Source organism: Aquipseudomonas guryensis, from assembly GCF_014164785.1.
Classification (GTDB): domain Bacteria; phylum Pseudomonadota; class Gammaproteobacteria; order Pseudomonadales; family Pseudomonadaceae; genus Aquipseudomonas; species Aquipseudomonas guryensis.
Genome location: NZ_JACJFN010000001.1, coordinates 20,682 through 35,647 on the forward strand (window position 1 = coordinate 20,682; position 14,966 = coordinate 35,647).

General features: G+C 62.3%; 15 protein-coding genes. 8 read left to right on the plus strand and 7 right to left on the minus strand.

Annotation, left to right across the window (positions count from 1 at the left end; translation table 11 throughout):
- Positions 1-261 precede the first annotated feature (261 nt).
- The gene (locus H3H45_RS00115; RefSeq protein ID WP_182831759.1) at positions 262-639 is read left to right on the plus strand and encodes a DUF3592 domain-containing protein; all 378 of its coding nucleotides are present in this window, start codon (positions 262-264) and stop codon (positions 637-639) included.
- Between the two features lie 113 nt (positions 640-752).
- Here H3H45_RS00115 and H3H45_RS00120 read toward each other — a convergent pair whose 3' ends face one another.
- Complete coding sequence (locus H3H45_RS00120) at positions 753-968, minus strand: glycine zipper 2TM domain-containing protein (protein WP_182831760.1); 216 nt, start codon at positions 966-968, stop codon at positions 753-755.
- A 211-nt stretch (positions 969-1,179) separates the two neighbouring features.
- Here H3H45_RS00120 and H3H45_RS19980 point away from each other — a divergent pair, with 211 nt between their 5' ends.
- The 3 genes from H3H45_RS19980 to H3H45_RS00135 all read left to right on the plus strand — a co-directional run bounded on the left by H3H45_RS19980 (position 1,180) and on the right by H3H45_RS00135 (position 4,456).
- On the plus strand, positions 1,180-1,914 hold the full coding sequence (locus H3H45_RS19980; protein WP_220494099.1) for a DUF6882 domain-containing protein: 735 nt from the start codon (positions 1,180-1,182) through the stop codon (positions 1,912-1,914).
- A gap of 769 nt (positions 1,915-2,683) precedes the next feature.
- Complete coding sequence (locus H3H45_RS00130) at positions 2,684-3,214, plus strand: DUF2059 domain-containing protein (RefSeq protein ID WP_182831761.1); 531 nt, start codon at positions 2,684-2,686, stop codon at positions 3,212-3,214.
- A 384-nt stretch (positions 3,215-3,598) separates the two neighbouring features.
- The gene (locus tag H3H45_RS00135; protein WP_182831762.1) at positions 3,599-4,456 is read left to right on the plus strand and encodes a serine protease family protein; all 858 of its coding nucleotides are present in this window, start codon (positions 3,599-3,601) and stop codon (positions 4,454-4,456) included.
- A gap of 112 nt (positions 4,457-4,568) precedes the next feature.
- Here the strand turns inward: H3H45_RS00135 and H3H45_RS00140 are convergent, their stop codons facing one another.
- The 3 genes from H3H45_RS00140 to H3H45_RS00150 all read right to left on the minus strand — a co-directional run bounded on the left by H3H45_RS00140 (position 4,569) and on the right by H3H45_RS00150 (position 8,610).
- A complete protein-coding gene (locus H3H45_RS00140; protein ID WP_220494100.1) occupies positions 4,569-5,339 on the minus strand; it encodes a gamma-glutamyl-gamma-aminobutyrate hydrolase family protein in 771 nt (256 codons plus the stop codon).
- Positions 5,340-5,655: 316 nt separating this feature from the next.
- The gene (locus H3H45_RS00145; RefSeq protein ID WP_182831764.1) at positions 5,656-7,152 is read right to left on the minus strand and encodes a CoA-acylating methylmalonate-semialdehyde dehydrogenase; all 1,497 of its coding nucleotides are present in this window, start codon (positions 7,150-7,152) and stop codon (positions 5,656-5,658) included.
- Positions 7,153-7,263: 111 nt separating this feature from the next.
- The gene (locus tag H3H45_RS00150; protein ID WP_182831765.1) at positions 7,264-8,610 is read right to left on the minus strand and encodes an aspartate aminotransferase family protein; all 1,347 of its coding nucleotides are present in this window, start codon (positions 8,608-8,610) and stop codon (positions 7,264-7,266) included.
- 114 nt (positions 8,611-8,724) lie between these two features.
- Here H3H45_RS00150 and H3H45_RS00155 point away from each other — a divergent pair, with 114 nt between their 5' ends.
- Together H3H45_RS00155 and H3H45_RS00160 are read left to right on the plus strand one after the other, a co-directional pair.
- Positions 8,725-9,648 (plus strand): LysR family transcriptional regulator, encoded by a 924-nt coding sequence (locus H3H45_RS00155; protein WP_173203833.1) that lies wholly within the window; start codon positions 8,725-8,727, stop codon positions 9,646-9,648.
- Between the two features lie 342 nt (positions 9,649-9,990).
- Positions 9,991-10,650: a TetR/AcrR family transcriptional regulator gene (locus H3H45_RS00160; RefSeq protein ID WP_182831766.1), complete on the plus strand. Its 660-nt coding sequence runs from the start codon at positions 9,991-9,993 to the stop codon at positions 10,648-10,650.
- Between the two features lie 39 nt (positions 10,651-10,689).
- Here H3H45_RS00160 and H3H45_RS00165 read toward each other — a convergent pair whose 3' ends face one another.
- From H3H45_RS00165 to H3H45_RS00175, 3 genes are all read right to left on the minus strand, one after another.
- Complete coding sequence (locus H3H45_RS00165) at positions 10,690-11,217, minus strand: cytochrome b/b6 domain-containing protein (protein WP_182831767.1); 528 nt, start codon at positions 11,215-11,217, stop codon at positions 10,690-10,692.
- A gap of 1 nt (position 11,218) precedes the next feature.
- Positions 11,219-11,482 (minus strand): PepSY domain-containing protein, encoded by a 264-nt coding sequence (locus H3H45_RS00170; RefSeq protein ID WP_182831768.1) that lies wholly within the window; start codon positions 11,480-11,482, stop codon positions 11,219-11,221.
- Between the two features lie 94 nt (positions 11,483-11,576).
- Positions 11,577-12,494, minus strand: a complete 918-nt coding sequence (locus H3H45_RS00175; protein WP_182831769.1) for a LysR family transcriptional regulator — start codon at positions 12,492-12,494, stop codon at positions 11,577-11,579.
- A 164-nt stretch (positions 12,495-12,658) separates the two neighbouring features.
- Between H3H45_RS00175 and H3H45_RS00180 the strand changes: the two genes are divergently transcribed.
- Positions 12,659-13,672, plus strand: coding sequence for a zinc-binding alcohol dehydrogenase family protein (locus tag H3H45_RS00180; RefSeq protein ID WP_182831770.1), 1,014 nt, complete (start codon positions 12,659-12,661; stop codon positions 13,670-13,672).
- A 99-nt stretch (positions 13,673-13,771) separates the two neighbouring features.
- On the plus strand, positions 13,772-14,965 hold the full coding sequence (gene gltS, locus H3H45_RS00185) for a sodium/glutamate symporter (protein WP_182831771.1): 1,194 nt from the start codon (positions 13,772-13,774) through the stop codon (positions 14,963-14,965).
- Position 14,966 lies beyond the last annotated feature (1 nt).

Here is a 14,966-nt window from a genome sequence, read left to right on the forward strand (position 1 = left end):
TTAGCAACACGGGCAGTCCCCTCTCCCACTTGTGGGAGAGGGTTAGGGAGAGGGGTGGCTTGCCCAACCCCCTCCCTGGTGGGCGCCACGCCTTTGCATGAAGCTACCCAACCGGCGCCGGATGGACAGTGGCACAGGCCTGCAGTAGCGTGCTGCCCGGCCGGCAGATGCCGGTGTTAACCATCGGATGGAAGCCGCCTTGCCCCGCCTCAACCGCACCGATATCCCCTCGGCCCGCCTTCAGCCAGCCGGGTGGGCGCAATGAAGAAGCTGCTGCATGTCGCCATCTTTGCCGTGGTGATGTTCTTAGGGGTCAAGCAGGCTCTGGAAATGGGCGACTCACGCGAGTGGCCGACAACCCAGGGGCAGATCACCAGCTCGCGGATCATCCAGGTATCGGAGAGGGTCTCGCCCAAGGGCGATCCCGCTTCCCACCGGCCCAAGTACGAGGTTCGGCTGAGCTACTCCTATCAGGTCGATGGCCAGCCCTACAGCGGCAAACGCCTGCGCATCCGCAGCCATGCCTACAGCAACGAGAAACACGCCCGCCGCGAGCTGGCGAACTACCCGGTGGGGCAACAGGTCAAGGTGCACTACAACCCCAAAGAGCCAGAAAGCAGTGTGCTGATGTTGCACTGAGCCCTGCCCGGCCCAGTGCCGGATGGCTCGCGCGGCTGCGCCGAGCCACGGGCTTGGCGGTTACAGGCAGCCGCCAAGCGGCTCAGCCCGTAGCGCACGCCGCTAGCCGCTGGTTATTTTTTATCCTTGGTCACTTCGTGGCCAATCACGCCACCCACTACCGCGCCGGCGCCAGTACACAGCACGCCGCCACACAGCACGTTACCGGCCACGCCGCCGACGGCCGCGCCGACCGCGGTGCCCTTATCCTGACGGGACATGCCCGAGCAGCCGCTCAAGCCCAGGGTGGCGATCAGGATGCCGGTGGCAAACAGTTTGAAGATGCTCATGTTCGGTACTCCAGTGCAAAACTCAGGGACCTCGACGGCGCTGAACCGCGGCGCACGGGAGGAATGCTGAGTGTTCGCTGCTGGGCGGCGGGTGTCTGTGCGGCGGCGAGCACAGGGGCGGCTTATTGTGGGAACGGGCCTGTTAGCGCGGCTGGACGTGACTGGCTGGGCGATCGAAGATGCTGCCTAGCACGGTATTCGAGGACCACCCATGAGTGATGAAGAGCGCAACGTTGAATGCGGCGTGCATGGCTCCAGCGCGGCCACGTTCATATGCCAGCACCTGCAGAGCGGCGAGGGCCAGGGCTTCAATGTGGCATACGACCCGGAGCAGCCTGACGACCTCTACCCCGATGCCTGGTGCGACCAGTGCGACGCCGTGCTGGAACAGGAAGGCGAATGGAATGATCGCGCCGAGGCGTTTGCCGACATCTGCGTGGTGTGTGCGCAGTGTTACTGCCAGAGCCGCGAGCGCAACTGGCATGAGGATGAGGAAGCGCTGCACGCGCTGATCGCCGAGAGCTTCGACTACCTGCAGGCGCAGCAGGACAGTTTCATGGCCACCTACCGGATTGGCGAGCACAAGCGCTGGGACTGGTATCAGGAAACCGGCCAGCTGATTTTCTCCAATGACGGCAAGCCAGCGGTGGAGTGTGCGGTGGATTTCGTCGGCACGTTCTCCAGTCATTCCGATACCTGGATGTGGGCCTGGGCGAACGAGTCGTTTCTGGATCCGGTCAAGGCACGCTCGCGGGTGGTTCGCGAGTTGGGGGAGTCGTTGGATTTTCTGAAACTGGCTTGTGCCACCTGGTCGGCGGACCCGGTCGATGGCTGGGAGATGACGGCGGTGATGGCCCAGCAGCTAGGGGCCATTGGTTCCTATCGGGCACCGAGTGAGCGGGGGTTTCTGTATATGGTGGTGCGGGAGGCGCGCTGGGTTAGTTAGGGCTTTGGCGTGACTGCGCTTGCTGACTGGTTTGTCAGCTATGGCCTTGAGCCAGTATTTCGCAGTAAGGTCGGGGCATCGATTTGCATGGATGCGCTTATGGCCATTGAAGCCGCGCTGTATTGCCAACAGGACTTTCCCCCGGTGCCGTCAGGTTTCGTGGGGGGATGCTCGGAGCTGGGAGCTGGCGCCCGCTCCGTGTTTTACCCGGTACGCTTTCCTCGGCTTTGGGCTACAGGTTTCGCCTCGCACGGCGAGTCACTTTCTCTTTGCGCGCGCAAAGAGAAAGTAACCAAAGAGAAAGCGCGCCCGACATCCGGGTTTCGCTACGCGAAACTCCCCTCCCTCCGGTGCCGCTCCGGGGGCCGGCTTACAAGGGCCATCCCTGGCCCTTTAAGCCTCTCGCCGCATCCATGCGGCTCGTCCCCCTACGCAACACCTACGCTCGGCCTCCTGACGGGGAGTTTGCGCGCATGACGGTTTCGCGTTTCAGGCCGCTCGGCGTTGTCGGTATGCCTCGCCGTAGGGCGGGTGCAACCCGCGCCGCCGGCCCACGCGGGTTTCACCCGCCCTACTCGATCGTTCCCACGCTCCGCGTGGGCATGCAGCCACAGACGCTCCGCGTCTGCGGGACGCGGAGCGTCCCCGGATGGGTTCCCACGCGGAGCGTGGGAACCATCAAGCAAGGGACCTCAGAGTTCAGGTACTCCACAACCGAGGCGTTGGAGTACCTGTGTCATAAGCCTCTTACTGCGAAAGGTGCAAAGGAATGAACGTAAAGAAACTACTGGCCATCAGCATGGTGTGGTGGGTGGCTCAGGGGGCACAAGCTGCGGAGCCAGCCTCTGTTGACTCGATCAAGGAGCTGATGGACATCTCCCAATCAAAGAGCCTGGTCGAGTTGTCAGTCGATCAAATCGACGGCAATGTCAAAACCACCCTGGACCAGTTGCTGCAGGGCCAGTCAGTCAACCCGCAGATGCAAGAAATCATCGATGACACCCGTGAAAAAACGGTGGCATTGATGAAGCGCAGCATGCGCTGGGAAGATCTGGAGCCGAAGTTCATCGATCTGTACCAACGCACCTTCAGCGAAGAGGAAGTCCAGGGAATGCTGGACTTCTACCGCACCGATGCCGGAAAAGCCGTGATCGCCAAGATGCCGACCGTAATGCAGAACAGCAACGTGCTGATGCAACAGCACATGGGGGCAATCATGCCCGAGCTGCAACAAATAATGCTGGATGCGGCAAAACGCATTGCGGAAGCCAAGAAGCAACAGCCCGCGGCGAAGTCCTGACCAGGCATTGACAACACCACAGACGAATTCAAACGCCAACACCACACTCCCGACCTAGCACCACAAGGTCGGGCCGGGACCGGGTCCCGTCAGGAGGCTGAGTGGAATCGTTGCGTAAGGGGTTGAGCGGCATGGATGCCGCGAGAGCCGCGATGGGCCAGGGATGGCCCTTCGCGGCGGGCCCCTGGAGCAACGATGGAACGAAGGAACCCCGCCGCAGGCGGGGCCGGATGTCGGGTGTGCTTTCTCTTTGGTTACTTTCTCTTTGCACAAGCAAAGAGAAAGTGACTCGCCGGGTAGGCGAAAAGCATGGCTACAAGGCTATCCGCAGCTACGAAAATCAATCTATCCACTTTTTCCTACGGGCTGGTAACGGAGTGACGGATGCGCCCCCTTGAAACTCAACGCTTCATGCTTAAATTTAAAGCCGTCCTCATACGATGCTTGGACAAAGACAAAAAACCAATACTCAATTCAACCGCAAGTGGCTTTATCGTAAAAGATAATGGCAAAAACTTTTTATACACTTGCTGGCATGTGGTAACAGGCTACAATAAATACGACTTAAAATTTAGGTACCCACCCATAAGAAAACACCTCCAAATTGAACTTCAAGACTCAGACACAAACACGCCTGGCTTTGAAAGAATTGGTGGTATAAAAACACTAACACTCCCTCTCTATGAGAAAAACGAGCACCAAGAACAGCCTTTGTGGGAACAGGACTATCAACACCTACCAAACCCAGACCTAAATAACATAAATATCTTTGTGCCTTATTGGCACGATGCAATAAGAATAGAGTTGCCGGACTCGATTTCGCCATCATTACTTCAAGTCATTAACAGCAATAATATTCCATTCCAGCTAAATCCATTAACTGAATGTGAAAAGCTAATAATTCTCGGATATCCCTATGGATTCAGCACCCAAGGGGCTGCTCAGCCAACACCAATAGCATTAACCCGATACGTAGCAAGCTCAAGCTTTCAAGGAATTCAAAGAATTTTAATTGACGGCACTGGAGCCCCTGGAATGTCAGGGGGGCCAGTTTTCCTAGAAAGAAACAATCAACTGAGCATAGTTGGAGTCTACACAGGACTCATATATCCAGATTTCGAAATTGAACAGGCAGAAAAAACCACAGCATTAGGCACCTGCTGTAATTTGTTAATGCACTGGAGCGGAAGCCTAAAAATGGCGAGAATCAATGCATCGAACGCTACCGACGGCACACTTTAATAAATTCACAACACATAATATTGATTGAGCGTAGCGACACTCATCAACTCTATAAAGAACCCGTCATGTGACGGGTTCTTTATTTAAATCATCGCTAAGCTCAGAGAGCTGATCAGGCTAACGCTGCCTCGCTTCGACGCTCGAGCTTCTTCGCTTGATACTCCCGCGCAGCCTCATGAAACGCCCCAATCAGCGCGTTGTAATCGGCCTTCTCCCAATAGCGATACTCCGGATGCCACTGCACCCCGACAGCAAACGCCTTGGCACCAATCACACTGACCGCCTCGATCTGCCCGTCCTCACAGACGGCCTCAACCTGTAGGCCCTCACCGAGCCGATCAATCCCCTGCCCATGCAGCGAATTGACCTCGATCTGGCGCTCGCCGAGTAGCTTGTGCAGCACGCCACCCTCGGTCAGGGCGACCTTGTGGATCGGGCCGTAGGCCACGTCGTCCGGTACGTCCTTCACTTCGCGGTGATCCAGGCGACCTTCCACCTCATGCACTTCACGATGCAGGGTGCCGCCGTACAGCACGTTGAGTTCCTGCACGCCACGGCAGATACCGAGGAAGGGAATGCCGCGCTCGATGCAGGCGCGCATCAGGCGTAGCACGGTGGCGTCGCGGGGTTGGTCGGCCAGGCCCAGACCGGGGTGGTCGTCGCCGTAGCAGCTGGGGTGCACGTTGGACAGCGAGCCGCCGAACATGATGCCGGAGACGCTGTCGAGCACGGTCTCCATGTCCAGATCGTCGCCGAAGGCCGGAATCATCAGCGGGAAGGCGCCGAAGCCGGTGACCGCGTGAATGTACTTCTCCCCCACCAGATGGAACCAGCCGATATCACGACTCGTCAGCTGCCAGCGGCACAGGGGAAGGCCAATCATGGGTTTGTTCATTGCAAGGGTGTCCTCTTCATTTTGAGTTTGAAGTGGGCTGCCCTTGGGACAGCGGGTTGCCGGGTCACGCAAACCGTGAACCCGCTCACCCAAGGGGTGCCGCTTCCCGGTTGATCCGGGTCACTGCACCAATGCCGCGCCCGCGCGGCAGGGTTTGTTGCGTAACGCTGTTGCGCTGCTGCCTCTGTAGGAGCCAGCTTGCTGGCGATGCTTTTGACCGGAAAAGCATCGCCAGCAAGCTGGCTCCTACGGGTGGATATGCGCAGCAAAAAGGGCCGGTCTTGCGACCAGCCCTGGGTGTGGCTTAACCGTTGCTCGGGAAGGCGAACTGCGCGGCCTCGTGGCTCGCGCGCTGCGGCCAGCGCTGGGTGATGGTCTTGCGCTTGGTGTAGAAGCGCACGCCGTCCGGGCCGTAGGCATGCAGGTCGCCGAACAGCGAGCGCTTCCAGCCGCCGAAGCTGTGGTAGGCCACCGGCACGGGCAGCGGTACGTTGACGCCGACCATGCCGACTTCGATCTCGTCGCAGAACAGGCGTGCCGCTTCACCGTCGCGGGTGAAGATGCAGGTGCCGTTGCCGTATTCGTGGTCGTTGATCAGCTTCATCGCCTCTTCCAGGCTGCCGACGCGGACGATGCACAGCACCGGGCCGAAGATTTCTTCCTGGTAGATGCTCATCTCGGTGGTGACGTGGTCGAACAGGCTGCCGCCGAGGAAGAAGCCGGCTTCGTTGCCCGGTACCACCAGGCCGCGGCCATCGACCACAAGGGTGGCGCCCTGGGCGACACCGGCGTCGACGTAGCCCTTGACCTTGTCACGCGCCGCGCCGGTCACCAGCGGGCCCATGTCGAGGCCGCAGGAGGTGCCGGCACCGATCTTCAGTTCACGGATTTTCGGGGTCAGCTTGGCCACCAGGGTATCGGCGACCTGGTCACCCACGGCGACCACCACGGAGATGGCCATGCAGCGCTCACCGCAGGAGCCGTACGCCGCGCCCATCAGGGCGTTGACGGTGTTGTCGATGTCGGCGTCCGGCAGGACCACGGCGTGGTTCTTCGCGCCGCCCAGAGCCTGGACGCGCTTACCGCGGCGGTTGGCCTCGGTGTAGATGTATTCGGCGATCGGCGTGGAGCCGACGAAGCTGATGGCTTTGACTTCCGGCGCTTCGATCAGCGCGTCCACCGCTTCCTTGTCGCCGTTGATGACGCTGAGCACGCCATTGGGCAGGCCGGCTTCGCAGAGCAGCTGGGCGATGAACAGGGTGGAGCTGGGGTCACGCTCGGACGGCTTGAGGATGAAGCAGTTGCCGCAAACGATGGCCAGCGGGTACATCCACAGCGGCACCATGGCCGGGAAGTTGAACGGGGTGATGCCGGCGACCACGCCCAGCGGCTGGTGGTCGGACCAGCTGTCGATGTTCGGCCCGGCGTTGCGGTTGAACTCGCCTTTCAGCAGTTCAGGGGCGCCACAGGCGTATTCGACGTTCTCGATGCCGCGCTGCAGTTCGCCGACGGCGTCTTCGAGGGTCTTGCCGTGTTCTTCACTGATCATCGCGGCGATCTTGTCTTTGTTCTCTTCCAGCAGCACCTTGAAGCGGAACATGACCTGGGCGCGCTTGGCCGGCGGGGTGTTGCGCCAGGCCGGGAAGGCGGCCTTGGCGGAATCGATGGCGGCCTGGATGGTGGCGCGATCGGCCAGCTCGACCTGGCGCACGGGCTCGCCGATGGACGGGTTGAAGACCTGGGCGGTACGGCCGCTGCGCAGGGTGATTTCGCCATTGATCAGGTGGGCGACGGTGCTCATGGGGTTATCTCTCAATGTGAATTCTGGGTGGTGGAAGTCGCTACGCGGACTTCCACCCTACTGAGTACTAATCCCCTCTCCCACTTGTGGGAGAGGGGAGGAAAAGCGCTATCAATCCAGGCCGTTCAGTACATCGCCAACAGCGTTGAACAGGGTGTCGAGCTGCTCGGGCTTGGTGTTGAAGGTCGGCCCGAACTGCAGGGTGTCGCCGCCGAAGCGTACGTAGAAACCGGCGTTCCACAGCTTGATGCCGGCTTCGAACGGGCGGATCACGCCGTCGCCGTCACGCGGGGCGAGCTGGATCGCGCCAGCCAGGCCGCAGTTGCGGATGTCGATGACGTTCTTGCTGCCCTTGAGGCTGTGCAGCTTCTCTTCGAACACCGGCGCCAGGGCGGCCGACTGCTCGATCAGGTGGTCGCGCTGCAGCAGCTCCAGGGTCGCCAGGCCAGCTGCGCAGGCTACCGGGTGGCCGGAGTAGGTGTAGCCGTGGCCGAACTCGACCATGTGCTCAGGGATAGCCTGCTGCATGAAGGTGTTGTAGATCTCGCTGGAGGCGATCACTGCGCCCAGCGGGATGGCACCGTTGGTGACCTGCTTGGCGGTGTTCATGATGTCCGGCACCACGCCGAAGTACTCGGCGCCGGTCCATTTGCCCATGCGGCCGTAGGCGGTGATCACTTCGTCGAAGATCAGCAGGATGTTGTGCTGGGTGCAGATCTCGCGCAGGCGCTGCAGGTAGCCGGTGGGCGGCACGATGACGCCGGCGGAACCGGACATCGGTTCGACGATCACCGCGGCGATGTTGGAAGCGTCGTGCAGTTCGATCAGCTTGAGCAGCTCGTTGGCCAGCTCCACGCCGCCGGTCGCGGCCATGCCCTTGGTGAAGGCCAGGTGCGACTGCAGGGTGTGCGGCAGGTGGTCGGCGTCCATCATCTGGCCGAACATCTTGCGGTTGCCGCCGATGCCGCCAAGGCTGGTGCCGGCGATGTTGACGCCGTGGTAGCCACGGGCACGGCCGATGAACTTGGTCTTGCTCGGCTGGCCTTTCAGGCGCCAGTAGGCCCGGGCCATCTTCACCGCGGTGTCGGCGCACTCGGAGCCGGAGTCGGTGTAGAACACGTGATCGAGGCCGGCCGGGGTCAGCTCGGTGATTTTCTCGGCCAGCAGATAGGACAGCGGGTGGCCGTACTGGAAGCCCGGGGCGTAGTCGAGGGTGCTCAACTGCCTGGCCACGGCCTCCTGGATTTCCTTGCGGTTGTGCCCGGCGCCACAGGTCCACAGGCCGGACAGGCTGTCGAACACGCGGCGGCCCTTGTCGTCGATGAAGTAGTTGCCGTCGGCACCGACGATCAGGCGCGGGTCGCGCTTGAAGTTGCGGTTGGCGGAAAACGGCATCCAGTGCGCGTCCAGCTTGAGCTGGCTGGCCAGGGACGGGGTGGTGGTCTGCGGCATGTTCATCGTAGAGCTCTCGCAAGGAGGTTTTGTTGTGTGCTTGTTGCAGCGAAAGGTGCCACGGGCATAAAGTCACTAAAACCCAACTCTTCTTATCCTTAGTTAAGTCAGAGCTAAACAATGAGTGTGCGCCGCCCCGATCCGCTGGCCCAGGTCAGCGATTTTGAAATCCGCCTGCTGCGCCTGTTCCGCAGCGTGGTCGAGTGTGGCGGCTTCTCCGCCGCGGAAAGCGTGCTGGGCATCGGCCGTTCGGCGATCAGCCAGCAGATGAGCGATCTGGAGCAGCGCCTGGGCCTGCGCCTGTGCCAGCGCGGGCGTGCGGGGTTTGCCCTGACCGAGGAAGGGCGCGAGGTGTACCAGTCCGCCTTGCAGCTGTTCGGCGCGCTGGAGAGCTTCCGCAACGGGGTCAACGGCCTGCACCGCGAGCTGCGTGGCGAGCTGCATATCGGCCTCACCGACAACCTGGTGACGGTGCCGCACATGCGCATCACCAACGCCCTGTCGCGCCTCAAGGAGCGCGGCCCGGACGTGCGCATCCAGATCCGCATGACCCCGCCCTCGGAAGTCGAGCAGGGTGTGCTGGATGGCAGCCTGCATGTCGGCGTGGTGCCGCAGAGCCATCCGCTGTCCGGCCTGGAGTACCAGCCGCTGTATGGCGAGCGCTCGCAGCTGTACTGCGCGGTGGGCCACCCACTGTTCTATGTGGATGATGCGCAGCTCTCCGATACCCGCCTGAATGCCCAGGAGGCGATTGCCCCGACCTTCCGCCTGCCGCCGGAGATCCAGGCGCAGTACCAGGTGCTCAATTGCACGGCGAGCGCCTCGGATCGCGAGGGCATGGCCTTCCTGATTCTCACCGGGCGCTATATCGGCTACCTGGCCGACCACTACGCCCAGCAGTGGGTGCAACAAGGCCGCCTGCGCGTGCTCAAGCCGGACTCGCGTTTCTATGAGCTGACCCTGGCCTCAGTAACGCGCAAGGGCCGGCGTCCGCAGTTGGTGCTGGAGAGTTTTCTCGAGGCGTTGGCGGAGACGGGGAGCTGAGGGGATTGTGGTAGGGAAAGTGGCGGAGGCAGGTGCTTTTCTCCCCTCTCCCATTCTTTGTTTATGAGAGGTCGGAGAGGGGAGCAAAGCGAGCGCCCCGAGCAGCGTCCGCCAAAAACCTGGAACGCTAGTCCCACAAGGCTTTCAGCGCAGCGCAGAACGCGACCGGCGGGTTCTCAACCTGTCTCTTAAGACGGTTTTTTGGCGCAAAATCAGTTAATTGGCCGACAATCGGCAATCTTCTGCCCAAAGGCACACGATTTTGACGCCCAAGGGTTGTTTCGTGACCCGCGCTGGGGTATCTGTTCGTCACCAACCCGTTGATTTGTACGGAATCCCTCCATGCCCGCTGATACCTCCCCCGTTCCGAGTTCCGCCAAACCTGCTGGCCGCATTCGCCAGAAGAACGAGAAGGCGATCATCGCCGCAGCCGAAGAGCAATTCGCTCGCCACGGCTACAAAGGTACCAGCATGAATACCATCGCTCTGGCGGTGGGGCTGCCCAAGGCCAACCTGCACTACTACTTCAATAACAAACTAGGCCTGTACGTCGCGGTGCTCAACAATATCCTCGACCAGTGGGATGCCACCTTCAGCAACCTCAGCGTCGACGACGACCCGGCACAGGCGCTGAGCCGCTATATCCGCGCCAAGATCGAGTTCTCCCGCACCCAGCCGCTGGCCTCGCGCATTTTCGCCATGGAAGTGATCAGCGGTGGCGAGTGCCTGAGTGGCCACTTCAACCAGGACTACCGCGACTGGTTCCGCGGCCGCGCGGCGGTGTTCCAGGCCTGGATCGATGCCGGCAAGATGGACCCGATCGACCCGGTCCACCTGATCTTCCTGCTGTGGGGCAGCACCCAGCACTACGCCGACTTCGCCAGCCAGATCTGCCGCCTGACCGGCAAGAACAGCTTGAAGAAAGCCGACTTCGACGAGGCGGCCGACAACCTCGAACGCATCATCCTCAAGGGCTGCGGGCTTACCCTCAAGGCCGGCTGAGCCACGCGCTGAGTCGGGGCCCGGCACGCGGCCCCAGACTCAGCGCCGGCGTCGCTTGCCGGTGATCATCGACAGCGGCAGGTTCTCGCGCAAACGCACGCTCTCCACCAGCGCCGCCAGCAGGTGCAGGCCGACCAAGGCCAGCAGGCCATTGGCGAACAGTTCGTGCAGTTCCTCGATCCAGTCCTCGCCCCAGAAGTAATCGACTTCCTCCATGAGGAAGCCGCTCAGGCCCAGGCCGAGCATCAAGAGCATCATCAGGATCATCACCACAGCACCTAGCGGTGAATGGCCGAGGCGGTGATAGGGGCGGCCGCCGAGCAGCGCGCGCAGGTGTTCGGCCAGGCGCGCGCGGGTCGGCCAGAAATCCGCCCAGCGCGCCGCCGGCGTACCGATAAAGCCCCACACCCCGCGAATGACCAGCCAGCCCACGGCGTAGTAGCCGAACCAGCGGTGCCAGTCATCGCCCTCTTCGGTGAAGAAGTAATTGGCGATGAAGGCGGCAGCCATGGACCAGTGAAACAGGCGAATGAGCGGGTCCCACAGGCGCAGGGTGGGGGCTGACATATCAGTCGATCTCGCTCTTCACGGCCTTGCCGCTGACCGGATCGAAGTAGATTTCGACCTTCTGCTTGTCCTTGTTCCAGCCGTAGATTTCGTAGCAGTTGCCGGCGGTGACCTTGAACTTCTTAATCTCGTAGCCTTCGGCCTTGAGGTTTTCCTGGAACTTGGTCTGGTCCTGCCACTGGCTCTGCTCGGCCGTGGTGCATTGCGGGCCGGCAAAGGCCAGGGGGCTGGCGATGGCCAGGGACAGCAGGAGCAATTTACGCATGGGAATTTCCTCGGGATGGGTGGAATGCGTGCTCAATTTGCCTGGTCATGCTTAAAGCATTCTTAAGCTGCGCAAAAAATCATCCCAAGGCTCACTACCCCAACCAGGGCGCCTGCTGTAACAGGTGCGCACAGCCCTGGCGCAGGTGCTCGCGCAGCAGCTGCACCGGCTTGCTCAATTGGTCGCGGTGGGCACAGATCAGGTTGAGCGGCGTCGGCTCGCCCTGCCAGTGCGGTAAAAGCACCTGCAGGCGTCCGGCCTGCACATCGGCAGCCACATCCAGCCAGGACTTGTACACCAGGCCCTGCCCGGCCACAGCCCAGCGCCGCACCACGTCGGCATCATCGCTGATGCGGTTGCCGCTGACCGTCACGGCCTGGCTGCGCCGGCCATCACTAAAGCTCCAGCGCTCGTGTACGCGGCCGCCGAGCATGTACTGCAGGCAGTTGTGCTGACGCAGCTCTTCCAGCTGACGCGGTGCGCCATGCCGCGCCAGGTAGGCCGGTGCGGCACACAGCACGCGGCGGTTGTGCGCGGCAATCGGCAGCGCCACCAGGCTGGAGTCTTCCGGGGCGCCATAGCGCAGGGCGATGTCCACCGGCTGGCGGAACAGGTCGGCGACCCGATCGCTGAGCAACAGACGCAGGCTGAGTTGCGGATGTTCCTGCTGGAGCTGGTCGAGCCAGGGCAGCAGCACGTTGCGGCCGAAATCCGAGGGGGCCGACAGCTGCAGCACGCCGCTGATCGCGGCCTTGCCACCGGCCAGTTGCTGGCGCCCCAGCTCCAGGCTGTGCAGGGCGCTGCGGGCGTGTTCGAGAAACTGCTCGCCCTCGCCGGTCAGGCGCAGGCTGCGGGTGGAGCGCACGAACAGGCGCACCTGCAGCTGCTGCTCCAGGCGTTTGAGCGCGGCGCTGGCCACCGCTGGCGAGCAGTCCAGCTCACGGGCGGCGGCGGACAGGCTGCCCAGTTCGGCGGTGCGGGCAAACAGGGCGAGGTCGTCGAGACGCAGCATGGCGCGCTCCATTTTCAAAATAATATTGAAAGAGACTCTATTGGCCAGCGCTTTTTCTTGCCAGTGAAATAGCCGAGCATGCCGCCATCACCTGCTACCAGCCCGCCCCAGGGCGACTAAGCTGGAGCATTCGTCTTGTTAGCGCATCCCTGTGGAGCCCTCCCGTGAAAGCCATTGCCTACTACCAGAGCCTGCCCATCGACCACCCCGAAGCCCTGCAGGATGTGCAGCTGGCCGAGCCGCAACCGGGCGACCACGACCTGCTGGTGGAGGTCAAAGCCATTTCGGTCAACCCGGTGGACACCAAGATTCGCCGCAACGTCCAGCCAGAGGCCGGCCAGGCCAAGGTGCTGGGTTGGGATGTGGCCGGCGTGGTCAAGGCCGTTGGTGCGCAGGTCAAACAGTTCCGCCCGGGTGACCGGGTGTTTTACGCCGGTGCCATCGACCGCCCCGGCGCCAACAGCGAGCTGCATGTGGTGGATGAGCGCATCGTCGGGCGCATGCCTGGCTCGCTGGACTTTGCCCATGCCGCCGCCCTGCCGCTAACCGCCATAACCGCCTGGGAACTGCTGTTCGAGCGCCTGCAGATCAAGGAAGGCCAGGGCAACCAGCAGCAGAGCCTGCTGATCGTCGGCGCCGCCGGTGGCGTAGGTTCGATCCTGGTACAGCTGGCCCGCCAGCTCACCGGCCTGACCGTGATCGGCACCGCCTCGCGCGCAGAAACCCGCGACTGGGTGCAGTCGCTCGGTGCGCACCACGTGATCGATCACAGCCTGCCGCTGAGCGAGGAACTCCAGCGCATCGGCATCGGCCAGGTCAGCCATGTTGCCAGCCTGACCCACACCGACCAGCACTACGGGCAGATCATCGAGGCCCTGGCGCCACAGGGCCGCCTGGCGCTGATCGACGACCCGGCGCAGCTCGACGTGGTCCAGCTCAAGCGCAAGAGCCTGTCGCTGCACTGGGAGTTCATGTACACCCGCTCGCTGTTCCAGACCGCCGACATGATCGAGCAGCATCGCCTGCTCAACCGGGTCAGCCAACTGATCGACGACGGCGTGCTGAAAACCACCCTGGGCGAACATTTCGGCAGCATCAACGCGGCCAACTTGCGCCGCGCCCACGCCTTGCTGGAGAGCGGCACGGCGCGCGGCAAGATCGTCCTCGAAGGGTTCTGAGCCAGGCAGGCAAGTGGCTTGTGGCTCGGCTAATCTTCAGCCGAGCCCGCGCTCAATCAGCTGGGCACGAGCGGGTCCGTTCGCATTAAGGAAGTGCCTATGACGCTACAACCCCTGGAAACCCTGCTGGTGGCCATTCTGGCCCTTCTGCTTGGCCGGCAGATCAACCGCCTGATCCCCTTCCTGTCACGCTACAACATCCCCGACCCAATCACCGGCGGCCTATTGTTTGCTTTGGTCATGCTGCTCTCGCAGACGGGCACGGGCGTGCAAATCACCTTCGACGTCACCCTCAAACCGGTGCTGCTGTTGGCCTTCTTCGCGGCCGTCGGCCTGTCGGCCAACCTCAGCATGCTCCGCCAGGGAGGCAAGCGCCTGCTGTTGTTCGTCCTGGTGCTGATGCCCTTCCTCGTGCTGCAGAACCTCACCGGGCTGCTGATCGCCTGGAGCCTGGACATGCATCCGCTGATGGGGCTGATTGGCGGCAGCATCACCCTGGTCGGCGGTCACGGCACCGGTGCAGCCTATGCCGAGCGCTTCGCCGAAGTGAGCAATATCCAGTCGGTGATGGAGTTGGCGATGACCGGCGCGACCCTCGGCCTGGTGCTCGGCGGCATTTGCGGCGGCCCATTGGCGCAGTGGCTGATCAAGCGCCATCAACTGGCCGGTGCCGATGGCCAGGCCGCCAGCCCGACGCTCAACGCCGACAGCGATGCATCGTCGGTGACGACCACAAGCCTGGTGCCGGTGCTGAGCGCCGTGCTGGTGGCCGTGCTGGTCGGGCAGTGGCTGGCCGAACTGGTCAGCGATGCCCCGGTGACCCTGCCCAGCTTTCTCTGGTGCCTGCTGCTCGGCGTGCTGATCCGCAACGGCGGCCACCTGGTCGGCCTGCGCCTCAATGATGCGGCCATCGACATGCTCTCCAGCCTGACCCTGGCGTTGTTCCTGGCGATGACCATGATGGCCCTGAACCTGGCCAGCGTGGCCAGTCTGGCCGGGCCTCTGCTGCTGATTCTGCTCGGCCAGCTGGTCGTGGTGGTGCTTTACGGGGGCCTGCTGGTGTTCCGTGCGGTCGGCCGTGATTACGAAAGCGCCGTCATGTCCGCCGCCTTCTGTGGCTTTGCCTTGGGTGCCACCGCTACCGCCATCGCCAATATGCAGGCCATCGTGCAGAAGTACGGACCGGCGCCCCAGGCCTTTCTGGTGGTGCCGCTGGTCGGCGCCTTCCTTATCGATCTGGTCAATGCCCTGGTACTCACCGGGTTCCTCTCCCTGCCCTGGATTGGAGGCTGAC